At 72.7% G+C, this 22,833-nt stretch carries 17 protein-coding genes and 1 pseudogene; 7 read left to right on the forward strand and 11 right to left on the reverse strand.

The annotated features are described in order from the left end of the window. Nucleotides 1-284 precede the first annotated feature (284 nt). The gene (locus tag KBX21_RS00690; protein WP_210840656.1) at nt 285-1,868 is read left to right on the forward strand and encodes a PucR family transcriptional regulator; all 1,584 of its coding nucleotides are present in this window, start codon (nt 285-287) and stop codon (nt 1,866-1,868) included. Between the two features lie 51 nt (nt 1,869-1,919). Continuing rightward, a complete protein-coding gene (locus tag KBX21_RS00695; protein WP_049571714.1) occupies nt 1,920-2,624 on the forward strand; it encodes a pentapeptide repeat-containing protein in 705 nt (234 codons plus the stop codon). Nucleotides 2,625-2,999: 375 nt separating this feature from the next. On the opposite strand, the gene KBX21_RS00700 is transcribed toward KBX21_RS00695, so the two are convergent. Beyond that, on the reverse strand, nt 3,000-3,863 hold the full coding sequence (locus KBX21_RS00700; protein ID WP_210840657.1) for an NAD(P)H-binding protein: 864 nt from the start codon (nt 3,861-3,863) through the stop codon (nt 3,000-3,002). Between the two features lie 82 nt (nt 3,864-3,945). Between KBX21_RS00700 and KBX21_RS00705 the strand changes: the two genes are divergently transcribed. Continuing rightward, on the forward strand, nt 3,946-4,953 hold the full coding sequence (locus tag KBX21_RS00705; RefSeq protein ID WP_210840658.1) for an AraC family transcriptional regulator: 1,008 nt from the start codon (nt 3,946-3,948) through the stop codon (nt 4,951-4,953). Between the two features lie 196 nt (nt 4,954-5,149). Here the strand turns inward: KBX21_RS00705 and KBX21_RS00710 are convergent, their stop codons facing one another. From KBX21_RS00710 to KBX21_RS00720, 3 genes are all read right to left on the reverse strand, one after another. Continuing rightward, nucleotides 5,150-6,076 (reverse strand): aminoglycoside phosphotransferase family protein, encoded by a 927-nt coding sequence (locus KBX21_RS00710; protein ID WP_210840659.1) that lies wholly within the window; start codon nt 6,074-6,076, stop codon nt 5,150-5,152. A 62-nt stretch (nt 6,077-6,138) separates the two neighbouring features. Next, complete coding sequence (locus KBX21_RS00715; RefSeq protein WP_307869120.1) at nt 6,139-7,209, reverse strand: endo-1,4-beta-xylanase; 1,071 nt, start codon at nt 7,207-7,209, stop codon at nt 6,139-6,141. Between the two features lie 96 nt (nt 7,210-7,305). Continuing rightward, on the reverse strand, nt 7,306-8,559 hold the full coding sequence (locus KBX21_RS00720) for a cytochrome P450 (RefSeq protein WP_210840660.1): 1,254 nt from the start codon (nt 8,557-8,559) through the stop codon (nt 7,306-7,308). Nucleotides 8,560-8,855: 296 nt separating this feature from the next. Here KBX21_RS00720 and KBX21_RS00725 point away from each other — a divergent pair, with 296 nt between their 5' ends. Then, nucleotides 8,856-10,694 carry a serine/threonine-protein kinase gene (locus tag KBX21_RS00725; RefSeq protein ID WP_210840661.1) on the forward strand — a complete coding sequence of 613 codons (1,839 nt, stop codon included), beginning with the start codon at nt 8,856-8,858 and terminating at the stop codon, nt 10,692-10,694. Between the two features lie 72 nt (nt 10,695-10,766). On the opposite strand, the gene KBX21_RS00730 is transcribed toward KBX21_RS00725, so the two are convergent. Genes KBX21_RS00730 through KBX21_RS00750 form a run of 5 tightly spaced genes read right to left on the reverse strand, consistent with a single transcriptional unit; the run spans nt 10,767 to nt 17,709 of the window. Further along, a complete protein-coding gene (locus KBX21_RS00730) occupies nt 10,767-12,098 on the reverse strand; it encodes a transporter (RefSeq protein ID WP_049571730.1) in 1,332 nt (443 codons plus the stop codon). Next, nucleotides 12,095-12,775 carry a hypothetical protein gene (locus KBX21_RS00735; protein ID WP_210840662.1) on the reverse strand — a complete coding sequence of 227 codons (681 nt, stop codon included), beginning with the start codon at nt 12,773-12,775 and terminating at the stop codon, nt 12,095-12,097. Before KBX21_RS00735 ends, KBX21_RS00730 begins: the two co-directional genes overlap by 4 nt. Then, entirely contained in the window at nt 12,772-14,952 is a 2,181-nt protein-coding gene (locus KBX21_RS00740; protein ID WP_210840663.1) for a hydantoinase/oxoprolinase family protein, read from the reverse strand. The genes KBX21_RS00735 and KBX21_RS00740 overlap by 4 nt, the downstream gene beginning before the upstream one ends. A gap of 50 nt (nt 14,953-15,002) precedes the next feature. Beyond that, nucleotides 15,003-16,625, reverse strand: a complete 1,623-nt coding sequence (locus KBX21_RS00745) for an FAD-dependent oxidoreductase (RefSeq protein ID WP_210840664.1) — start codon at nt 16,623-16,625, stop codon at nt 15,003-15,005. Between the two features lies 1 nt (nt 16,626). Beyond that, nucleotides 16,627-17,709: a LacI family DNA-binding transcriptional regulator gene (locus tag KBX21_RS00750; protein WP_210840665.1), complete on the reverse strand. Its 1,083-nt coding sequence runs from the start codon at nt 17,707-17,709 to the stop codon at nt 16,627-16,629. Nucleotides 17,710-17,921: 212 nt separating this feature from the next. On the opposite strand from KBX21_RS00750, the gene KBX21_RS00755 reads away from it, so the two are divergent. Further along, a complete protein-coding gene (locus KBX21_RS00755) occupies nt 17,922-18,968 on the forward strand; it encodes a hypothetical protein (protein ID WP_210840666.1) in 1,047 nt (348 codons plus the stop codon). 80 nt (nt 18,969-19,048) lie between these two features. Here KBX21_RS00755 and KBX21_RS00760 read toward each other — a convergent pair whose 3' ends face one another. Then, nucleotides 19,049-19,990, reverse strand: coding sequence for a sucrase ferredoxin (locus KBX21_RS00760; protein WP_210840667.1), 942 nt, complete (start codon nt 19,988-19,990; stop codon nt 19,049-19,051). 391 nt (nt 19,991-20,381) lie between these two features. On the opposite strand from KBX21_RS00760, the gene KBX21_RS00765 reads away from it, so the two are divergent. Continuing rightward, nucleotides 20,382-20,540, forward strand: a complete 159-nt coding sequence (locus KBX21_RS00765) for a hypothetical protein (RefSeq protein ID WP_210840668.1) — start codon at nt 20,382-20,384, stop codon at nt 20,538-20,540. Between the two features lie 11 nt (nt 20,541-20,551). Then, nucleotides 20,552-22,011 (forward strand): annotated as a pseudogene (locus tag KBX21_RS00770) (aldehyde dehydrogenase family protein). On the opposite strand, the gene KBX21_RS00775 reads toward KBX21_RS00770, so the two are convergent. Next, nucleotides 22,008-22,805, reverse strand: coding sequence for an SDR family oxidoreductase (locus KBX21_RS00775; RefSeq protein WP_210840669.1), 798 nt, complete (start codon nt 22,803-22,805; stop codon nt 22,008-22,010). The pseudogene KBX21_RS00770 and the gene KBX21_RS00775 overlap by 4 nt on opposite strands. Nucleotides 22,806-22,833 lie beyond the last annotated feature (28 nt).

Here is a 22,833-nt window from a genome sequence, read left to right on the forward strand (position 1 = left end):
CGTCCTGCGCAGTGCGGTCCGGTCGCGTCGATTCTGTCGCGACCTCTCCTTGGTGGGCGATGCTGTGAAGTAGAACACCCTGTTCCGGCGTCCGACCAGCCGTCGATGACATGAAGAGTCCGCGGAACGAACGGGCGGAGTTGGGCGTTTCCTACAAGCAGTGTCGGAGTCACACCCCGGAACCGCCGGTGATGTCGTCGAACGCCCTGGTTCGGGGGCACACTGTCCTGGTACGAAGCCACCATCAGGGGAAGCCGCCCCACCCGACCGACAGAGGGAAGCCCATGCAGATCAGTGAGCTGCTCGCCGTCAGGCGACTGCACCTGCGGTTCCTGGCGGGTGCCGAGCACGCCCACCGCGACATCCGGTGGGCCTACACCACTGACCTGCTCGAACCCGCCCGCTACCTGCGTGGCGGGGAACTCGTCCTCACCGGCATGATGTGGCGGACCCGCCCCGAGGACTCCGAGACCTTCGTGGCCTCCGTGGTCGGCGCCGGGGCCCTGGCGGTGGGGGCGGGCACCGCCCTGGGAGAGGTCCCCGACGACCTGGTCGCCGCCTGCGCGGCCCACGACGTCCCCCTCGTGGAGATCCCCCCGGAGACCTCCTTCGGCGTGGTCACCGAGGAGGTGCTGCGCTCCCTCACCCAGCGCCGCTTCACGACGATCGCCGAGACCCGGGACCGCCAGCGCCGCCTGATGGCCGAGGTCGCCTCGGGGGCCGACTTCCCCGACGCCTTCGCGTCCGCCGCCCGGCAGGCCGGGGTCACCGCGTGGGTGGTCTCCGCGAGCGGTCGGCAGGTCGCCTCCTCCGGTGGGGCCCTGGCATCCGAGGAGCGCGAGGACCTCGCGGCCAAGGCTCTGACCTGGTCGTCCTTCCCGCACACCACCCGGGGCTCCGCGGGCGGGCAGGGCCGCGCCCTGACAGTCGTCCCCATCCGGACCAAGGAGTCGCACCCGCTCTCCAACTGGCTGCTCGTGTGCACCGGCGACCATGAGTCCTGGAGCGAGGAGGAACACGAGGCGGTCGCCGAACTCGTCTCCGTCAGCGTCCTGGCCCGCAGCCGCGACGAGGAACGCTCCCTCACCACCGCGCGGCACCTCGAGGGGTTGCCCCGGCTCCTGGCGGCCCAGCGCTTCGACGAGGTCACCGCCCTGATGCGCGGCACCGGTGAGGAGAGGGCCCCCGAGCCCGACGACCGCGTGCACGTCGTGGTCAGTGCCATGATGCTCCCCGAGCCGCGCGTGCCCGACCTGGCGCGCCGCGTGGTCGCCGAACTCGTGGCCGACCACCCCGGAGCCGTGGTCACCGGGGACAACGACGCCCTCGCCGTGGTCCCCGTGGAGGGCCCCGAGGAGCAGGCCCGCGCCAGGGCCGAGGCCATCCGGTCCGAACTGGTCCACCGGGCCCGCGTCCTGGACGGAGGGCTGCTCGACTACCGGTTGGCCGTGGGGCTGAGCTCGGCCTCCCAAGGCGTGGCCGAGCTGCGCGGCGCCGCCGTGGAGGCCCGCCACGCCCGCCGCCTCGCGGAGCTGCGGGGCGGGCGCTCCCGGGTGATCGCCGGGGCCGAGATCGACTCACACGAACTCCTGCTGGCCTCGGTGCCCGAGGAGGTGCAGACCTCCTACCGCGAGCGACTGCTGGGACCTCTGTTGGAGTACGACCGCGACCACCGGTCCGAGCTCGTGGAGACCCTGGAGCAGTTCCTGTCCCACTCGGGTTCCTGGCAGCGCTGCGCCGCCTCCATGCACGTCCACGTCAACACCCTGCGGTACCGGATCGGCCGGGTCGAGGAACTCACCGGCCGCGACCTCAGCAGTCTGGAGCACCGGGTCGACCTGTTCCTTGCACTCAAACTGCGCGACTGAGTGCTCCGACACGGGCGCCCGTTGTCGGTGGTGAACGTTAGAGTCCGGAGCGTGAGCACCGACCTTCTCGGGCAGTCCGAGACCACCGACGCCGACCTGTCCGAACACGACCTGCGCGACGCCCTGTCCAAGGACCCGGGCGCCCCGCGCGTCCTGACCCGCTGCGACCTCAGCGGCGCCGACCTGCGCGACGCCCACCTGGTGGACGCGCGGTTCGTCGACTGCCGCCTGGACGGGGCCCGTCTGGACCGCGCCGTCCTGGAGGGGGCGGTGTTCACCGGGGGAGGGGCCCCTGGTGCCTCCTTCGCGAACACCGAGTGCACGGACACCCGCTTCGAGCGCATGGACCTGGCCAACACCCGCTGGCAGGGCGCGCTGCTCACCGACACCGTCTTCACGGGGTGCAGGCTGACCGGCGCGGGGCTCAACTCGCTGCGGGGGATCGGCTACTCCTTCGCCCAGTGCAACCTGATGCTGGCCCGCTGCAAGGGGCTGGTCCTTCGCGGTCAGACCCTGGAGGGTCTGCGCATGGACGAGGTGGACCTGGCCTCGGCGGACCTGCGCGAGACGGTGTGGGTGGAGTCGCGGCTGCGCGGGGCCAATCTGGTCAACGCCCGGTTCACCGGGGCGGACCTGCGCGGGGTGGACCTGGGGGAGTTGGAGCTCCAGCAGGCCGGTTTCCTGCGCGGCGCCACCATCGGTCCCGCCCAGGCCGGGATGATCCTGGGGTCGCTGGGCATCACCGTCACGGACTAGGCACCAAGCGGCGACCCCACCCCGCGAGGAGGACTCCCGCGGAACGGGGCGCCGTTAAGAATCTACATCGTAAAGCTGGCGCTTCGTCTCACCTCTCCCATGCCCCGCACCGCGTCCCCCGCGAACTCCTCGAAAGAACGTGACTCGCGCCCCAGCGCCTCCCGGGCGCCGGGGGAGAGGTGGGCGTTCCGTGCCGCGCGGGATGGGGGAGACAACCACCCGGGACGCGGGATCTTCCGCCCCACCCCGCTGTCGCGCACGGACGCCTCGGAGGCCGGATGGCCGGTGAGGCGTCCGCGTCCGACCCGGACTCCACCGGGACGTAGTCGGGATCGGCGACCCCGTGCCCGGAGTGCGTCCCATGGGCGGAGCGCGTCAGGAAAGCCCCCAGCCCTCGTGGAAGGTGCGGGCCACGTAGTCCGAGAAGCCGCGCGGGTCACGCCCCAGCGCCTCACGGACACCGGGGACGTACGTGGACTCCAGGCCGCGCCGGATGGCCGAGAGCGCCATGACCATGTCATCGGTCCCCGCCTCGGACCAGCCCTGCGCCAGGAGGCCGCTCGCGTACTCCTTCTCGGACACCGGTTCGTAGCGGATGGTGCGGCCCAGTGCCTGGGAGATCTCGGCCGCCACCTCCGACAGGTTCAGCGCCCGGGGTCCGCCCAGCTCGTAGGTACGTCCGTGGTGGCCCGACTCGGTGAGGGCCGCGACCGCGACGGCAGCGATGTCCTCGGTGTCGATCCAGGTGGTCGCCCCGTCGGCGGTGGGCAGCCGCAGCACCCCGGAGCGCACCCCGTCCGAGAGCAGTCCCTCGCTGAAGTTCTGTGAGAACCAGCCCGGACGCAGGATCGTCCACTCCAGGCCGCTGGCCCTCACCGCCCGCTCTCCCACCAGGTGCGCGGGGGTGTCGTTCAGATACTCGAAGTAGTTCGGCCCGTCGACGCCACGCGCCGACAGCTGGACGACCCGCTCCACCCCGAGCGCGACCGCGCGCTCAACGAACTCCGGAGCGCGCGGGTCCAGGTCGTTCTGCACCAGGTACACCGCCCCGGCTCCGCGCAGGACCCGGTCCCAGGTCGACGGATCGCTCCAGTCGAACCCCCACTCGGAGGAACGGGAGGCCGCCCGAACGGCCACGCCCCGTTCCCGCAACCGGGCCAGGACCCGACTGCCGGTCATCCCCGTCGCTCCGGTCACCAGGACCGGACGTGTCGTCTGTTGTGTCGTGTGCTCTGTCATGCCCCTGATTCAACCCCGATGATCTGAGACGATCCATGGTCCAGAAGCTCAAGCGGATATTCCATCGTCTACGCTTGCGGGTATGGACGCACTCTCGGACCTCCTGGACGGGGTCCGCGCCCGAGGGGCGCTCTTCAGCAGGTCGGTCATGAATCCGCCCTGGGCTGTGCGCTTCGCCCACAGCTCACCGCTCACACTGGTCACCATGGTGCGAGGAGGGGCCTGGATCGTCCCGGAGCACGGTGAGCCGCTCGAACTGGCCGCCGGGGACACCGCCATCCTGCGCGCCCCCGGTCCCCACACCGTCGCCCACCCCGCCGACGCCCCCGTCACCTGCACGGTCCTGGACCGCGACACCTGCCTGGGGCCGGACGGCGCCGCCCTGACCGAGGAGGCCAGCCAGGGGCTGCGCACCTACGGCGAATCCTCGGAGTCCCCGGACCTGCTGCTCAGCGGCTACTACGAGGTCTCCGGCGACCTCAGCCAACGTCTGGTCTGCGCCCTGCCGCCGGTCCTGGTCGTCCCGGGCGACGAGTGCCACGACTGGCTCCGAGAGCTGATCACCGCCGAGATCGGCTGTCCCGCCCCCGGCCAGCAACTCGTCCTGGACCGCCTGCTCGACCTGGCCCTGATCACCATGCTGCGCGCGTGGTTCGACCGCCCCGGTGCCCGTCCGCCCGCCTGGTACACCGCGATGGACGACCCGGTGGTGGGCCAGGCGCTGCGCCTGATGCACAACCGCCCGGACCGCCCCTGGACCGTGGCCCTGCTGGCCGAACACTGCGGGGTCTCCCGCGCCACCCTGGCCCGCGACTTCCGCGCGCTGGTGGGAGTCCCGCCCATGACCTACCTGGCCGACTGGCGGGTGGGGCGGGCCGCCGACCTGCTCCGCGAGTCCGAGACCACCGTGGAGGCGATCGCGCGCAGGGTCGGCTACTCCAACGCCTTCGCCCTGAGCGCGGCCTTCAAACGGCTGCGCGGCACCACGCCCACCGAACACCGCCGGGCCGCCTCGGGCGCGCCCGCGCAGTGGTCCGCGCCGAGGGGAGAGGCGGACCTGGTGGGCGTCGCCCCCGTCCCGTCCAGTTGAGGCGCTCGACGGTCCGAACAGCACCGCGCTGTGCACCGAGGGGATCGAGGCCCTCCGCCCGGTGGCCCACAGGGTCGAGTTCGGCGGCAGGCGCGAACTCGGCCGCGCCCACGTCGTCGCGCCCCTGGAGGGGCTGTGGCCCGGCGGATCGGCTCCCGCCTGGGAGTGGACCTCCGGCGGCCGTGAACCTGGCGGGTCAGGTGTCCAGGGCCCGCGCCACCGCGACCTGGAACCCGGACATCTGCGCCGCGCCGTCCTCGATCTCCCAGAGGGTGTCCTCCAGGACCCGCACCAGCGTCCAGGCGCGGGCCCGTTCCCGGTCCAGCCCCGCCACCTCGGTCAGCAGGTCGAAGCGGCGCCGGGTCTCCCGGACCGCGTCGCCGGTGGCCTCGGCCTCCTCCCACCGGTTGCGCAGCGCGGGCAGCAGCTCGAAGCCCGAGTCGCCCACCAGCGGTTTGGGGTCGATGGCCAGCCACGGCCCCCGACCCGAACCGGGCAGCGGCGCCAGCACGTTCCCGTAGTGCAGATCCCAGTGGAGCAGCCGGTCGCCCGGTTCGGTGGCCAGCTCCCGGGCGAGCCCCGCCCACCGTCCGAGGCGCGCCCGGGTCCGCGCCCGGACACGCTCGGAGCCGACCACGGCTTCGGCGTCGCGCGCCATACGCAGCGCCATCGTCCCCAGGTCGCGCGTCCCGGGCGGCCCGGGTCGGGCACCGAGTCGGCCCAGCAGGGAGCCGATCACCCCCAGCGCCTCGTCCAGGGGCACGGTGTCCAGCCGCCGGGTAGGGTCCAGCGCCTCCAACAGCATCGCCCCGGTGCCGGAGTCGTGGTCCAACAGCCGCACCGCGCCGTCGCCGCCCCAGGCGCGCAGCGCCACGGGTTCGCCCTCGGTCTCCTCGTCCACCGGCTGTACCTTGAGCACGGCCGGGGAACCGTCCGCCCGCTCCACCGGGACGACGAGCGCCACGGCGCCGTGCATGGGTGCCCCCGTGGGTCGCAGCCCCCACCGGTCGCACTGGCGGGCGGCCAACCGGGGCAGGTCCCGGGCCCACGCGGGGCCGAAGAACCCGTCGAGCGTCGCGGCGAGCGCTGGCGGAACGGGGATCGGGGGAGTGGTCTCGTCCATGGTCCCGGTCTCCTTCGTCGTCGTGTTCGGGCATGACGAAGGAGTGTCGGCGGGGCACGTGCCTAACGCATACCGAACACCGTCACCTTCCCGCGAGCCCGCCCATGGGCCCGACGGCCTCGGCGGAGGGCCTCGACCATACCGGCCAGCGCGGGCTTGGGAGCGTGGTCGTCGTCGAAGGGAAGCGCGGCCGTGTACCCCGGGAACCACTCGGGGATCCACGAGTGCGCGTCGCTCACTCCCCACACGGTCACGCCCACGCAGCGCGAAACCGCCAGGCAGGACTCCAGGACGTGCCGGTACTCGTCGGCCTGGGCCGAGAGGTCCTGGTCGCTGGCCGGTTCGGGGACGCGCACGTCCAGTTCGCTGATCTCCACGTCCAGGCCCAGGTCGGCGAAGCGCCGCATGTTCTCGGCCAGGTCCTCGGGCACGTCCCCGTGCACGAAGTGGCCCTGGAACCCGATCCCGTGCAGCGGCACGCCCTGGTCCAGCAGGTCCGAGGCGAGCTCGTACAGGGCGTCGGCCTTGGCGCCGCTGCCCTCCACCCCGAACTCGTTGATGTAGAGCTTCGCCTCGGGGTCGGCGTCGTGCGCCGCCCGCAGCGCCTCGGCGACGTAGTCCTCGCCCAGTGTCTGGTGCCAGAGGTTCTCGCGCAGCTGTGGGGAGCCGTCCTCGAAGGGTTCGTTGACCACGTCCCATGAGGCGACCCGCCCCTGGTAGCGGCCCATCACCGCGCCGAAGTGCTCCCTCATCACCTCGCGCAGATCGTCGGGGTCGAAGGACCCCTGCGCCAGCCAGGCCGGCAGCTGGTTGTGCCACAGCAGCGTGTGCCCCCGCACCGACAGCCCGTGGTCCTCGGCGAAACCCACCACCGCGTCGGGCCCGCTCCAGTCGAAGGTGCCGCGCTCGGGCTGGACGTACTGCCACTTCATGGTGTTCTCGGCCGTCACCGACGTGTAGTGGTCGGTCACCACGTCCCGGTACTCGGTTTCGTGGGTCAACGGGTTCACGGCCACGGCCACGCCCAGCTCGATCCCGTGCGAACCCGCCAGGGCCGGGAGTTCACTCGACGGCTCCCGGACGGGGCCGGGGAGGACCAACGCCAGAACCGCGACCACCAGGAAGACCACCACGCAGACCGCTCCCGCCGAAAGCAGGACACCCCTTCCGCGCGTGGCCGAACGCCAGCCGTTCCGGACGGCCCCCCGAACCCCGTCGGTCCCCACCCTCTACCGGCTCCCGGTGGACACCGGGAACTCGGACAGGGCCCGCACGGTCAGCGTGCCCCGCCGGGTGGGCATCGCGGTGGGCCGTAGCCCGGGAGCCCGCTCCGCCAGCGCGCGCAGCGCGATCTCGCCCTCCAGCCGGGCCAGTGGAGCGCCCAGACAGTAGTGGGCCCCACCGGAGAAGGACAGGTGCTCAGCGGCGTCGGCCCGGGTGATGTCGAACCGGTCGGGGTCGGTGAAGTGCCCCGGGTCCCGGTTGGCCGATCCGATCAGGCACATGATCTGTTCTCCGGCCCCTACCGGGATCCCCTGGACCTCGGTGTCCGTCCGGGACCAGCGTCCGGTGAGCTGGACCGGCGAGTCGAAGCGCAGGACCTCCTCCACGGCCCCGGTGGCCAGTGCGGGATCGGCGACCAGCCGCTCCCACTGCTCCCGGTGGCGCAACAGCGCCATCACCCCGTTCCCGATCAGGTTCACCGTGGTCTCGAACCCGGCCACCAGCAGCAGACGGCACATCGCGGTCAGCTCGGCGGCGGTCAGTTCCCCGTCGTCGGTCTGCCTGACCAGGGTGGAGACCACGTCCTCGCGTGGTTCGGCTCGGCGGTCGGCCATCAGACGAGCGAACAACTGGTCCAATTCTGCCGTCGCGTCCTGGATCTCCCGCAGGTGACGCGCCGAGCTGGCCCCGTCGAGTGCCCCGCCGATCACGTAGCCGATCCGCACGAAGTCGGCGTCGTCGCGCTCGGGGACTCCCAACAGGCGGCTGATCACCTTGATGGGCAGGGGTTGGGCGAAGTCGCGCATGAGGTCGAACCCGTCGCGGGCCGGGACCGCGTCGAGGAGGTCGGCGGTGATCCTCTCGATCTCGGCGCGGTACTCGGTCATGCGGCGCGGGCTGAACGCCGGGCGGGCGAGTTTGCGCAACCGGGTGTGGTCCGGCGGGTCCAGTTGGAGGAAGGACAGGTCGACGGCGCGGTGCTGGTCGGGTACCTCGACGCCCTCGGGCGGCTCCACGCCGAAGTCGCGCGAGCGCAGGATCTCGTCCACGGCGGCCCGGGTGGTGGCGGCACTGAACCCGAGCCTGCTGGAGACCACCGGGCCCTCTTCGCGCATCCTGCGGTAGGTCGGGTAGGGGTTCTGCCGCCAGGGCCAGTGCAGGAGGCGGCTGGGGTGGTCGCCGCGCTGGGCGGTGAGCCACGACACGCCGTGGGCCAGGCGGAGCTGGGCGTCGATACGGAGGGTGTCGAGTGTCCGCATGCTTGATGGCTCCTCTCGGTGACCCTCCGAGCCTAGGCCTCCCGGCCCCCGTACCCGGGGCGAACGCGGGAGTTGGCCGTCTGTGGCCAGGTGGGAACCGCGCCCCGGGGGCCGCTCGTTCACTCCGTTCCCGTCGTTCTCCGCGCGGGTCCCCCGGCTCCCTCCTGCGGGTTCGCGCGAACCCCGGGGCACCGGGGCGGATCACACATCGTGACGGTGGTCGGGCGGGGGCGGCCAAGGCCTAGACTGGGGCCCCGTTCGGTAGGAAGACGCCGCAGAGCCGGAGGTTGAGGACGTTGGGGCCGCTAGAGAACTCTGATCCGGAGCGGGTCGGTCGGTACCGGCTGATCGGTCGCCTGGGCGCCGGTGGCATGGGTCAGGTGTTCTTCGGGCGCTCGGCCGGCGGCCGAGCGGTCGCGATCAAGCGCATCCACCCGCACCTGGCCAGCGACCCCTCCTTCCGGCAGAGGTTCGCCCGCGAGGTCACCGCTGCGCGTCAGGTCAGCGGGGCGTTCACCGCCCCGGTCATCGACGCCGGGCCCGACGACGAGGTGCCCTGGCTGGTGACCTCCTACGTGCCCTCGCTTCCCCTTGACGAGGCGGTGCAGGCCCACGGCCCGCTGCCCGAGGCGAGCGTACGGGTCCTGGCGGCGGGTCTGGCCGAGGCGTTGGCGGAGATCCACCGGGTCGGGCTGATCCACCGCGACCTCAAGCCCGGCAACGTGCTCCTGTCGGAGGACGGGCCCCGGGTGATCGACTTCGGTATCGCGCGGGCCACCGACGGCACCGCCGCGACCCAGTCGGTGATCGGCACGCCGGGGTTCATGAGCCCCGAGCAGGTGCAGGGCTCCGAACTCACCCCCGCCAGCGACCTGTTCGCCTATGGCGCGGTGCTGGCCTTCGCGGCCGCTGGGACCGGGCCGTTCGGCGAGGGCAACATGCCCACGATGGTCATGCGCATCATCAGCCGGGAACCGGACCTGTCCGCCGTCCCGGAGTCGCTGCGCCACCTGATCGCGGCCTGCCTGTCCAAGGACGTGCGGGGGCGGCCGGGACCGGGCGAGATCCTCGACTACCTGGGTGACGTGCACGCCGGGTCCTCCTGGCTCCCCCCGGCGGTGATGATGGGTGTGCAGGAGCAGGTGGCCAAGGTCAACAAGGCCCTGGCGACCTCGGCGGGCGATCCCGGCGCGACCGGCGGCCACCAGCGGACCGAGGCCCTCGGCGCGGGCGGGGCCGCCGCGCTTGGCGGCGCGGCCGGAGCGGTGGCCGGAGCCGCCGCGGCGGGCGCCTTCGGGGACGACCATTCCACGCAGGTGGCGCCGTCGGGCGGGTACGGCACCCAGGACCCCTCGGCGGGCGCGACCTCGGTGCTGGGCAACCAGCCGGGCGCTCCCCACCAACCCACTGCCGGCTTCCCTGGGACCCAGGCGCCGGGCCAGCCCGGCCAGGTCCCGCCCACGGCCCAGTTCCAGCCGACGCAGCAGCACCAGCAGACCCAGCAGTACGGTCAGGGTGGCCAGGGCGGACCGAGCGAGGAGGACCCCTACGCGGACCTCTACGGCGGGCGCCGCGACCAGCGCACCGACCCCCGTCAGCAGCAGGACGGCCAGTACCGCCAGGCGGAGCAGCAGCGTCAGCGACAGATGGAGCAGCAGCGCCAGCGGCAGGAGCAGCAGCGCCGGTCCCAGGAACAGCAGGAGGAGCAGCGGCGCCGCCAGGAGGCCGAGCGCGCCCACCGCGACCGGATGCGGGCCGAGCAGGACGCCGCCCGCCGGGCCCAGGCCGAGGCGCGCCGCGCCGACCAGCCGGGGCTGTGGGGCTTCGTGAAGCTGCTGCCGCTGATGATCATCCCGCTGATCCAGATCCCCCTGGGGTACGGGGCGTCGCTGGCCTGGGCGTGGTTCACGGCCGAGGCCGACATGTGGACCGGGACGGTCTTCTACTTCGAGCCGTGGAGCGTGGACGGGTTCCTCCACGCGATGATGCTGGGCTACTTCCTGCTCAACAACATGGTGTCCCTGGAGTACCTGATCCGCTCGCTGCGGACGTCGTTCGTGGTGGGCGCGGTGTTGGCGCTGGCGGCCATGGCCGCCACCAACTTCCTGTTGTTCAGTTTCGGTTTCTGGGGCTGACCTGCGGGCTGACCCCGAGGGGGTGGTGGGACCGCAGCGGTCCCACCACCCCCTTGCCCTTTTTCCCGCGGGTCAGAGCAGGTAGAGGAAGACCACCAGGACCAGCCCCGCCACGGCGATCACCCAGGTGTAGGGCAGGGTGGAGAGCATGGAGCGCTCGGGTCGGATCCCCGCGTACTGCGAGGCCCACACGGTCTGTGTGCTCGTGGGGTCGGAGACGCCCAGCACCTGCCCGTAGGAGGCCATCAGGCCCAGGACCGCCGCCGCAGGGTAGATGTTGCCCGAGATGAGCACGCCTGCCACGCCCGCGCCCAGGCCGAAGATGTTCATCGGTCCGCGGTACAGACTCAGCGGGACCATCAGCGCGAAGACCAGGACGAACAGCCAGGGGTTGCTCGGGCTGACCGCGGTGACGACCGGGCTGAGCGCGGTGACCGCGCCGGGCAGGCCCACTGCTGCCAGGAGCATGCCGATCGCGATGAACAGCACGATCGGCGGGGCCGCCACGTCGAAGGCCTGGTAGAGGGTGCGCAGCGCTGTGGCGGTCATCTCCCGCCAGGGGACGGCGGTGAACAGGGCGAAGACCACACCGGCCAGCAGCGACGGGATGATGGGGATCTCGAACCCCAGCGCCAGCACGATCGGCACGAGCGGAGTGACCAGCGCGTACCAGGGGGCGTCACCGCGACGGCGTCGGCGCTCGGCCGCCTTCTCCCGTCGGCTGACGGGCTGGTCCGCGCCGCCGCCTCCTGCCGAAGCTGGAACGCGTACCGCCCAGGTGTGCCGGGCACCCTTGCGGCGCATCTCGATCAGGATGTAGGCCAGGCCTCCGGCCAGGGCGATCGGGAACAGACGCAGCTGGAAGTACTGGACGGTGGAGACCGGAACACCGATGGCGTCGGAGAGGAACTGCCAGTTGATCAGCTCCAGCGGCACGCCGGCGGTGATACCCACCAGCACGGTCCCGGCCGCGACGGTGGGGGTGACCCCGACCGCGATCATCGCCGGGATGCCCACCACCCCGGCGAGCATCGCGGCGGGGGCGGAACCGGTGATGCTGCCGCACAGGATCGCGATGAAGAAGACCCCGACGGCCACGACCGAGGGGCGTTCGCCGCCGAACTCCACGATCTTGCGGACCAGGGTGGAGGCGATGCCGGTCTCGGACATCAGGGTGCCGAGCCAACTGCCCAGGAGGATGGCGATCATGGTCGCCGACAGTCGCGGGGCGCCCTCTTGCAGGACGGTCCCGACCACGCTGTCCTCCTCCCCGGTGAGCGGCGCTCCGGCGATCAGCGCGATGGCCACGGACAGCAGGACGAGGGCGAATGCGGTGGGCAGGCGGCGGGTCAGCATCAGGCCGACACCCACCGCCATGGCGAGCAGGATTCCGAAGGCGGTCACGGGCGGTCTCCGGGGGTGGTGCGGGAGCCCGGTGGGTGCGGACTCCGGTGGGTGAGGGCCGCGGCGATGGCCGCGGTGAGCGCCAGCGGGCTGCGGCGCAGCGAGCAGCGGCGGTGGGCGTAGGCGTGCGCGGTGATCTCGTCGGCGCCGACCACGTGGCCGCGCAGGCGCAGCGGGCCGAAGCGCAGGGCTGTGTGGTCGATTTGGCGGCGCAGCTCCCGGCCGAGTTCGCCGTGCAGCATGCGGTGGGCCTCCTCGTGGGCGAGTGCGGCCTGCCGTACGGCGTCGCGGGTGTAGTCCTCGCTCCACCCCGCGGCCCGGGCGACGCGTTGGGCGAAGGTGAGGGCGTCGGTGTAGACGACCACCTGGGAGCGGGCCCCTCGGTGGAGGTACTCGGCCAGCAGGACCTCGCGGGAGCTGACTCCGCCCCGCTCCCTCTCGGTGATCCGCGGTTCAGGCGGTGCCCAGGTTCCGCCACGGGAGTCGGCCATCGCGCGGCCGAACTCCAGGGCGGTGGCGGCCCAGCCGCGGAGCTGTTCGCGGTCGCGTCCGCCGTGCGTGGGGGTGAGGGAGAGCAGGTCGGCCGCCAGCTCCTCCTCGCTCTGGTCGGCGATGCGCGCGTAGCGTTCCCGCAGACTGCCCTTGTGCGGTGGTGTGGGTGGCGTCGGGGTGTTCATCGGCGCCGCTCCATGAGGACGACGACCTTCTCCTCCGGGCCGCGTCGGGCGATCTCCGTCGCGGCCAGCGCCAGCAGGTGTCCGGAGTCCATCACCCCGGACAGGTCGGCCAGCTTGGGGCCGAGCAGCAGCCACACCGCGGGCGGCACGGCGCCGCCGTCGCCATAGACGGTGCGTTCGGCCACCAGGTCCTTGAGCCCGCCCTCGGCCTGACCGGCGACGAGGGTGTCCACCTCGGCGTCGGAGCTGTGCAGGCGCACCACCCCTTCGGAGTCGACCACGCGCACGTGGGTGCGTTCCCGGCCGAAGCGGCCGAACGGGCCACCGGGGCGACGGACCAGGCCCAGGACCCGGTACTGGTCGGTGGCGGCGTACTCGGTGAGCTCCTCGGGACGCGCGTCCAGGCTGGCGGCGACGGCGGCGCGGGTGGCGGCCTCGCCTGCCACCGAGGAGCGGTCCTTGGCACGTAGTTCGGTGGCGCCGGTGGCCACGGCGGTGACCAGGTTGCGCTGGGGGTCGACGGTGACGTCCACCTCGATGGCGCTCGGGTCGGCGCCCTGGTCCAGGACGGCCTGCTCGGCCTCGGCCCGTACCGCCAGGACGTCGGCGTGGGTGGCGCCGGGGATGATGCGCTCCACCGATTCGCGGACCAGTGCCAGGGCCACCCCCAGCGGGCTGATGACCTCGCTGTGCGCGGCGATGCGTGCGTTCAGTCTCATGCGTTCGCCCAGGTAGGGGGTGACGGTGGCCGCACCTCCGCCACCGCCGACCATCGAGCACACGTCGCGGTCCAGGCCGTAGTCGTCCACGAGGGCGTCCACGACCTCGGACACGCGGTCGGTCGCCCGGTGCAGGACCTGACGGGCCGCGCCCTCCACATCCGTGCCCAAGGCCTCGGCCAGCGGTTCCAGGGCCGTACGGGCGGTGGCGGACTCGGCACGCGCGTAGTCGCCCTCGGGGACCAGTCCGGCGGCGTTGGCGGCGCAGGTGACGGTCAGCGCGAACCGGCCTCCGTCGCTCTCCAGGACCGCGTAGTCGGCCGGATCGCCCTCCAGGGGCCTGATCGTGACGAGGCGCGCGCCCTCCAGCTCGGCGGGCTCGGCGAAACACGCGTAGGGCAGGCCGGAGATGTGGGCGCTGCGCGGGCCCACGTCGATCAGGGAGACCCCGGCGGGCCCGGTACCGCTGATCCGGATCAGGGAGCCGCCGCCGATCCCGACGGTGCGCACGTCCAGGGCGGAGAGGTAGGTCTCCTTGCCGCCCAGTTCGGTGTGGCGGATCTGGACGCGACCGCGCCGGATGACGCTGATGTCGGTGGATGTGCCGCCGGTCTCCAGGAAGACGCCCTCGCTGACCTTCTCTCCCATGAGCGCCCCGGCGACCCCGGCCGCGGGGCCGGACAGGACCGTGAGCAGGGGGCGGTGACGCATCTCCGGAAGCGACATCACGCCGCCGTCGCACCGCATCACCATCAGCGGGGCGCTCACCCCTGCCCTGAGGATGCTGCTCTCGACGAGGTCGGCGGTCAGGAGCATACGGGGCATCACCCCGGCGTTGAGCGCCGCCGTGCGGGCCCGTTTGCCCAGGCCGTAGAGCTGGGTGATCTCGTGGGTGGCGGTGGCGGGCAGGTGACGGCTGGCGGCGGCCTCCAGGACGGCGCGTTCGCCCCGGGGGTCGTCGACGCTGAAGGGCTCGACCGCCACGACCACCTCCGCGCCCTCGGCGATGACCGCGTCGACGCTGGCCAGCGCGGCCTCCGAGCTCTCGGGTTCGCGCAGGGCGGCGTACCGGACCGGCAGAGCATGGCCGGAGTCGAGCCGCAGCTTGCTCAGGGAGCGCAGACGCCGGTTGGCCAGGGCGTCGAACCCGGTGCCCACCCCCACGATCCCGATGGTGGCGACGTCGCCCTCCAACAGGGCGTTGGTGGCCTGGGTGGTGCCGTGCGCGAGGAAGCCGACGTCGTCGGCGCTCACACCGATGTCGTCGAGCAGCCGTTCCAGGGCGGTCATGATGCCGTGGGCGACGCCGTCGGCGTGGTCGTGGCTGGTGGGTACCTTGACCTGCCCCAGGAGGGCGTAGGTGGTGGCGCTGACGGCGACGGCGTCGGTGAAGGTTCCGCCGACGTCGATGCCGACGCGTACGGGGTCGCGGGCCGGGGGTGGTGTCGGGTCGCTCATGGGGGGCCTGTCTGTGCGGTGGTGCCTGGGGGGTTCAGCGTCCGCTGACGTCAGTAGCCGCGGACGTCGGGCCAGCTGCGCTCCACGCCGGTGCGGTCCAGCAGCGCGGTGAAGTCCCGGAGGAGGTCGGTCTTGTCGTGCACGGCGTGCGGCGTGGTGTCGTGGTCCAGGGCGAAGGCGGCCAGGCGCCCGGCCACCTCGCCGACGTTCCACTCCACGGGGTGCAGACGGAAGCAGCCGTTGGTGATGTGGGTGGTGCCGATGTTCTTGGCGGCGGGCAGGAGGTTGGTCGCGCGTTCGGTCAGGAGCGCTCCCATGGGGATCTCGAAGGGCACGCTGGCGATGTCCACGTAGTTGTCGCCGCCCGTGGAGGGATGCAGGTCGATGCGGTAGCTGCCCACCCCCACCGAGTCGTGGCGCCGCACGATGCCGTGCGGTCCGCGCAGGTCCAGGGAGACGTCGTGCTCGGTGACCGTGGTGACGGCCCTGATCCGCCGGGACTCGCGCACGTAGGCCGCCTTGGCCAGTCCGTGCGGCGCGCCGGTGACGTCGGGGCGGGGTCGGAGCCCGGGGAAGCCGGTGCCACCGTCCGCCCGGGGAGCCTCCGTCTGGAGCCAGTACAGGACCGACAGCGAGAGCTGGCGGGCCTCCTCGTGGGCCCGGCGCACGGTGTCGGCGTCCACCACCCCCTCGATCTCCAGGGCGGGCAGGAGCCAGTAGTCGTTCAGCGGCCAGTTGGCCAGGGTGATGTCGGATTCGAAGGCGCCGGGCGTGTGCAGCCCCCGGGCCAGGATCCTGCGGAACCCCCACAGTTCCTTGTCCCCGGCGTCGGCGCTCTGGTCGGCGTCGATCGCGAGCGGATCCGTCCCCGGGTTGGGTACGAAGGTCCGGGCGACCGGTTCCAGGGTGCGGGGGTCGGGCGCGGAGAAGCCCACCAGCGGCCCGGGCCAGAAGTCCGGCCGGTAGGAGCGCCAGAAGTCGTACATGGCCGGGCGCTTGATGGTGTGGTCCTCACCCTCGTGGTGCGACACCGCGAAGCAGTAGGTGATGCCCTGGAGGTTGGCGGGATCGGCGGTCTCGGGTGCGTGCGGCTCGCCGTGCTCCGAGCGGGCCTCGGCCCCGGTGACGTGCGCGATCCCGGCCATCGGCAGCAGGTCCCCGTCCTCGGTGGCGTCCAGGACGTAGGCGGCCTCGACGGTGTGCCGCCCGCCCTCGTGGTCCTCCAGGACCACCGACCGGACGTGGTCGCCGTCAGCACTGACCTCCACCGGGCGGTGGCGGAGCAGGACGGTGACGCGCCCCGCTGAGCGGTGTGGGGCCAGCATCTCCTCAAGTACGGCCAGGGCCACGCGGGGCTCGTGGCAGAGCTTGCTCACCCGGCCCGCGCCGGGGTTCAGATCGCGTTCGGCTGCGGCCTCCGCGCGCAGGGGGTACACGCGCCGGTAGTGGTCGCGGATCCCCTCCCGCAGGCGTCGGTAGGAGGCCGTGCACCCGAACCGCTCGATCCACGGGTGCTCGTCGGGGGGCACGGCCTGGGAGGTGAGCTGGCCGCCGATCCAGTCGGTCGGCTCGGTGAGCACCACGCGGCGGCCGGAGTCGGCGGCGGCCAGGGCCGCGGCGACCCCGCCCAGTCCGGCGCCGACCACGAGGATCTCGGTACTGCTGCGGGTCATGTCAGTCCTTTCGGGGGTGGGTCATCGGGGGCCGGGCGAGGGTGGCGCCCTCGACCGGTTCGCAGGGCAGGAGTCGCCGGGTGGGCCCGGAGCGGTCACCCTCGATCAGGCGCAGGAGCAGGCGGACCGCGTCACGTCCCATCGCGCGCATCGGTACGACGAAGCCACCGAAGTCCGCACCTCCTCCCGGGGCCGTGCCCCGGGTTCCGGTGGGCGCGCCGAGCAGGGCCAGGGAGAGGTCCTCGGGGCAGCGCAGTCCCGCGCGGTCGACGGCGGCGCCCAGCCCGTCCAGGGCGGCCCCGGTGTCGGTCTGCTCGACCACCACCGCGGTGACGCCCGCCGCGCGCCATTCCCGCAGCAGGGTGTCCAGGTCGCTGCCGTCAGTGCGCACCACCAGGTCGGCGGTGTCCAGCCCCGCCTCCCGGGCCCCCTTCAGGACCCCCTCCTCGCGGTCCGTCGACGCCGGGGCCTGGTCGTGTTCGCGCAGGTAGCGCAGGGTGTGGTGGCCCAGGGCCGCGAGCCGGGCCACCACCCCGGCCGAGGCCGACACGTAGTCCGCCCCGACGTAGGGCACGCCGGGTTCGTCGCGGCGGCCGATGTAGACGAAGGGGAATCCGTCCTCGACCAGTCGCCGAACGGGTTCCTCCGGCACGTGCCGACCGAAGAACAGACAGCCGTCGGCCACCCGGACGCGACGGACGGCGGCGGGGTCGTCGGCCCGCTCGGCGGCACGGGCCGACCCGGTGAACAGGATCAGGTCCTGTCCCTGGGCTGCGGCCTCCTCCTCCACCCCGACCAGGATCGGGTAGTAGGAGTGCGCCACGTCCGTGGGGAAGGTCGAGCTGAAGGTGTACAGGCCGAGCATGGCGTTGGTGGCCGAGGCCAGCCGGGTGGCGACGGGGTCGGGCACGTACCCGAGCTCCTCGGCCGCGTCCAGGACGCTCTGCCGTGTGGGCCTGGCCAGGGCCATGCCGGCGGGTGTGCCGCGCAGGACCAGGGAGACGGTGGCCTGGGAGACACCCGCCAGCCTGGCGATGTCGGACTGGCGGGGTCTGCGCCGTCCGGTCGGCCTGGGATGGTTCACCTGTCACTCCTCCGAGGGGACGTGCTAATGCGCATTAGTCCATGACTGTGAGCTGGCACATGCTCGGTGTCAAGGGGAGGAACGCCGATTTCCGGGAGGTGACCGCAGGGTTTCACTAATACGTATTAGGCCCTTGACCGGCGTATCGGCGCTGGTGAACACTCGGGGCTCTGGAGCGCGTCCCCCGACCCCCGCTCCGGAAGGGATCCGTCATGCCCGACGCCCGCGCGAACCCTGAGAACCAGCCCCCGCCACGCCCGTCGTCCGCCAGTGGCCGCGTCGACCGCCGCACGGCGCTGCTCGGGACCGGCGCCGCCGCCCTCCTCGCCACGGGGGCGGTCCCGGTGGCCACGGCCCACGCTTCGACCACCGCCGCCGACGTCCTGCCCCCGTTCACGTTCCTGCGCGAGGCGCTCGACACCTCGTCGCTGGCCTACAACCCGACCGGTGAGCTGATCTTCCCCTGCGTCCGGGGGACCGGCGGACGTCTGCCCGACGCCCCCGGCCGCTTCCTGCTCTACTACGCCCCGCACGAGAACCCCGGCGGCCTCTGCCTCGCCTACGGCGACGACCTGGAGGGCCCCTTCACCGAACACCCGGGCAACCCGATCGTCTCCAACGTGTGGGAGCCGCACTACAGGGTCAGCCACGTGTCCTCACCCCACGCGCTGTGGAACGCCGAACACCGGGAGATGTGGCTGTACTTCCACGGGGAGAACCACACCACCCGCCTGGCCCGTTCGAGCGACGGCGTGAACTTCTCCTACGAGGGCGAGGTCCTGACCACGAGCATGGTCCCGGGCACCACCGAGGCCTCCTACGCGCGCGTCTTCGACCACCCCCTGCCCGACCGGGGCGCGCGCTACGTCATGGTGTTCATGCGCAACAGCACCGGGGACAACCGGTCCATCGGCTGGGGGTGGTCGGCGGACGGCATCACGTTCGACTTCGACCCCGAACCGCTGGTCAGCCACGCCGACGTCGGGCTTGCCAACCTGTCCGGCCCGCACCTGGTCATCAGGGGCGGCAGCACCTACGTCGTCTACCACACCGACCGGGGCGACATCCGGATGACGGAGGTGGGCCGGGACTTCGGGACGCGCCGCCACATGGGCGTGGTGCACACCCCGCTGTCCGGTCCGCCGGACTCGGGGCGCTCGGCCGCACCCTCCTACGCGATCGACGGCGGCAGGGAGTACATGTTCTACGAGGCGGGGCACCGCCTCGGGGCGACCATCGCCATCGCGCGCTCGGGGTGAGGATCCCGACGTGACCGGGGACCGGTCCCGCGCCACGGGGCCGGTCCCCGGCTCTCGTTCCCCGGCTCCCGTGCCCCGGCTCAGACCGGGGCGCCGCTGCGCTCCCCGCTGATGTTGCGCACCCGGTGGAAGACCGGACGCGTGGGGGAGAGCGCCGAGCACGTGCTGGGGCACTCCGTGCCCTCCTCGGTCTCCACCTCGACCGAGTACAGGCCGCCGTCGTGGCCCAGGGTGATCCGGGCGCCCGTCTCGGTCGCCTCCTCGGTGAGGTGGGTGAGCGCGTCGACGCCCACGGGGAATCCGAGACGCGCGCGCAGCGCGGCCTCGGCGGCCTGAGCGGGGGAGGAGTCGGTGCAGCGGCCCCGGTAGTTCTCGGGCAGGACCAGCCCGCGCTCGAAGGCGGCGACCGTGTCCTGGGCCCCCTCCGGGGTCAGCCGACCGAAGTAGACACCCTGGGGCAGGGCCACGAGGTTGGCGGCGAAGCGGTCACCGCCCACGTGGGTGGTCTCCCAGACCTCGGCCTCCCCACCGGCCAGGGCGGCGGCGACCGGGCGGCCCAGCATCGCGCAGCAGGGATCCTTCTTGGCGTGGGTGCAGACCAGGTAGAGGGTGTGGTCCACGGGGCGGCCGAACGTGGGCGGTTCGGGGCGTTCGGCCGCGGTGACGTCGATGGCCAGGAGCTCCGCGAGGTCGTGGAAGTCCACCCTGCGCACCCAGGGGTGGGTGCGGCTGGTGTGGACAAGGTAGGCGCGCAGCGGGCGGCCGATACGGGCGCGGTCCCGGGCGCCGGGGCGTTTGATGAGCTGGGGGCGGACGTCGCGCCCGGCGATGCGTCGCGAGAGCTCCGAGACGACGTCCCTGTCCAGGCCCTCACTGGCCAAGGCCGGGTGGCGCCAGGGTCCGTCGTGCTCGATCAACAGCCATCCGCCGGTACGGCCGGCGGTGCCCGCGATCTGCTCGTCGGTGTAGCGGGCCAGGGCCGAACAGCCTCGTCGGCCGTCCGGGGCGGTGGGTAGCCGCACGGGTCCACGTCCAATCGGATGGTGCTCACTGCTGCGCGCACACGGGGTCCGCGTCAGGGGAGCGCCCCGCCGTGTGGCTGTTTGGTTAGGCTACCCTATCCTGCCCTGCGCTCGTGGTCGGGGTGGGTGTCGTCGCCAGCACCTTCGCCCACTTCGCCCTCCGCACCCTCGCGTCCGCCCGTATCCCTCGCCCCGTCTCCCGCTCCGCATGAGGAGAGGCGCGCGGGAATCGGAGGTTCCGGGCTCCGAAGGGGCCCTGGTCCGGTGTGGCCGTCCGATCCCGTGCTGTTCCCGTGTCCCCCTGCGTGGCGGGCGCATTGACCCCGTGACGCGGAACACCTATGTTCACTTTCAGAACACATGTTCGGTATCCGAGCGAACTCGGAAGGTCGTGCCCTTCGCAGTTGGAGCCGCGATGCGCCCCGGCCCGGTCGTGGACCCCATCCACCCCGGCGTCGAACAGGGCGATCCCGACGAGTTCCGCCCCAACCGAGCCGAGCACTCCGAGCTCTCCCCCGACCTCACCGCCGCCCGAACCCGAAATCCGTAGGGAGTACCACCATGAGCCTGCTCGTCGCCGAGGACCACACGTCCGCCGTCTTCACCGGGGCGTGGACCCCGGCCAGGGGCGGGGACGCCGAGGTCGTCTCACCCTCCACCGGCACCGTGCTGGGCCGCACCGGCCTCGCCGACGCGGATGACGTCCGGGAAGCCGCCGCGCGCGCCGCCCGAGCCCAGGCCGACTGGGCCGCCACCTCCTACGAGCGTCGCGCCGCCGTCCTGCGCCGCGCGGGTGACCTGCTGGAGGCCCACAAGGAGGAGATCACCGGCTGGCTGCGCCGCGAGGGCGGGGCCGCCGCCGGGATGGCCGGGTTCCAGGTGCACGTCGCCTCGGGTGGTGCTTCGAGGCGGCCGCGCTGGTCTCCCAACCGCACGGCGAGATCCTGCGCACCGCCAAGCCCCGCTTCAGCTTCTCCCGCCAGGTCCCCGCGGGCGTGGTCGGAGTCATCGCCCCCTTCAACGTCCCGCTCATCCTGGGTGTCCGATCGGTCGCCCCGGCACTGGCCCTGGGCAACGCCGTCATCCTCAAACCCGACCCGCGCACCGCGATCTGCGGCGGTGCCGTCCTGGCCGAGGTCTTCCGCCGCGCGGGCGTCCCCGAGGGCGTGTTCCAGGTCCTGCCGGGCGGGGCCAGCGCCGGAGAGGCCCTGGTCGCCGACCCCCACGTGCGCGTCATCTCCTTCACCGGCTCCACTCCGGCCGGACGCAGAGTGGGCGAGGCGGCGGCCCGCCACCTCAAGCGCGTCCACCTGGAACTGGGCGGCAACTCCCCGCTGGTCGTCCTCGACGACGCCGACGTGGAGCAGGCCGCGTCCATCGGCGCGTGGGGGTCCTTCCTGCACCAGGGGCAGATCTGCATGACCACCGGCCGCCACCTGGTGCACGAGTCGATCGCCGAGGCCTACGTGGAGCGTCTCGCGGCCAGGGCCGACGCCCTGGTCGTGGGCAGTACCGAGGTGGACGGCGCGGCGTTGGGACCCGTGATCGACTCCGCCCAGCGCGACAGGATCCACCACCTGGTCACCGGCAGCGTCGAGGCCGGGGCCCGACTGCGTGCGGGCGGCACCTACCAGGACCTGTACTACCGGCCCACCGTCCTGGACCGGGTGGGTCCGGACACCCCCGCCTACGCGGAGGAGGTGTTCGGCCCGGTCGCCCCGGTGGTGCGCTTTTCCACGGTGGACGAACTGGTGGGACTGGCCAACGCCACCGAGTACGGCCTGTCCCTGGGGGTGGTCACCACCAACCCGATGCGCGGCATGGAGATCGCCGACCGCATCCCCAGCGGGATCGTGCACATCAACGACCAGACCGTCGACGACGAGGCGGTGGCGCCCTTCGGCGGGGTCGGGTTCTCCGGCACGGGAGCGCGCTTCGGCGGTACCAGAGCCAATCTGGAGGCCTTCACCGAGACCCAGTGGATCACCATGCGGGCCGATCCCGCCCGCCACCCGTTCTAGGCCGAGATCCCGCCGTCGCTGTGCAGGAGCTGGCCGTTGACCCAGCCGCCCTGCGGTGAACACAGGAAGTCGACCAGGTGCGCGGTGTCGCGCGGGGTGCCAAGGCGCCCCAACGGGGTGTGGGCGGCGCACTCCTCGCGCACCCGGTCGGGCATCCACCCGGTGTCCACCGGTCCCGGATTGACCACGTTGGCCGTCACCCCGAGGGAGGCGAGTTCGCGCGCCGAGGCCAGCACGATCCGGTCCAAAGCGCCCTTGCTCGCCCCGTAGGGGAGGTTGTGCACCACGTGGTCGCTGGTCAGGGCGATGATCCGGCCACTGCCGTGCTCGTCGCGAAACCGCCGCCCGAACTCGCGCACCAGCAGCCAGGAGGCGCGGGCGTTCACCGCGAAGTGGCGGTCGAAGCTCTCCACGGTGGTGTCGAGCAGTCCCGAGTCCACCGATTCGCAGTGGCACATCACCAGTGCTCGTACCGGTCCCAGTCGTCGTTCGACTTCGTCGAGGACGTGCGCGGGCGTCTCGGGGTCGGAGAGGTCGGCCTCGACCGCGACCGTGGCCGCCCCGAGCGCGGAGAGGTCGGCGTCGACCGTGTCGGTGGCGCCGCTCTCCACACCCCAGGGCATGCGGTCGTCGTAGGGGGTCCACTGGCTGCGGGCCACGTCCCAGCCGGAGGCGGCCAGACGCCGGGCGATGGCCGCGCCGATGCCCACGGTGCGGCCCACCCCGGTGACCAGGGCGACGGGACGGGCGGCGGGCGGGGCGGTGGCCTCGGCGGGGCCGCGGTGCACGTTCATGCTGCCCCATCCTGGGCCCGGAACGACG

This window comes from Nocardiopsis sp. B62 (genome assembly GCF_018070675.1).
GTDB classification, from domain to species: domain Bacteria; phylum Actinomycetota; class Actinomycetes; order Streptosporangiales; family Streptosporangiaceae; genus Nocardiopsis; species Nocardiopsis prasina.

Excerpts from the sequence above, each read along its gene's own strand:
- KBX21_RS00700 (WP_210840657.1), bottom strand. The coding sequence starts at position 3,863 with ATGACAGAGCACACGACACAACAGACGACACGTCCGGTCCTGGTGACC.
- KBX21_RS00735 (WP_210840662.1), bottom strand. The coding sequence starts at position 12,775 with ATGAACACCCCGACGCCACCCACACCACCGCACAAGGGCAGTCTGCGG.
- KBX21_RS00740 (WP_210840663.1), bottom strand. The coding sequence starts at position 14,952 with ATGAGCGACCCGACACCACCCCCGGCCCGCGACCCCGTACGCGTCGGC.
- KBX21_RS00690 (WP_210840656.1), top strand. The coding sequence starts at position 285 with ATGCAGATCAGTGAGCTGCTCGCCGTCAGGCGACTGCACCTGCGGTTC.
- KBX21_RS00775 (WP_210840669.1), bottom strand. The coding sequence starts at position 22,805 with ATGAACGTGCACCGCGGCCCCGCCGAGGCCACCGCCCCGCCCGCCGCC.
- KBX21_RS00720 (WP_210840660.1), bottom strand. The coding sequence starts at position 8,559 with ATGCGGACACTCGACACCCTCCGTATCGACGCCCAGCTCCGCCTGGCC.
- KBX21_RS00710 (WP_210840659.1), bottom strand. The coding sequence starts at position 6,076 with ATGGACGAGACCACTCCCCCGATCCCCGTTCCGCCAGCGCTCGCCGCG.
- KBX21_RS00745 (WP_210840664.1), bottom strand. The coding sequence starts at position 16,625 with ATGACCCGCAGCAGTACCGAGATCCTCGTGGTCGGCGCCGGACTGGGC.
- KBX21_RS00705 (WP_210840658.1), top strand. The coding sequence starts at position 3,946 with ATGGACGCACTCTCGGACCTCCTGGACGGGGTCCGCGCCCGAGGGGCG.
- KBX21_RS00755 (WP_210840666.1), top strand. The coding sequence starts at position 17,922 with ATGCCCGACGCCCGCGCGAACCCTGAGAACCAGCCCCCGCCACGCCCG.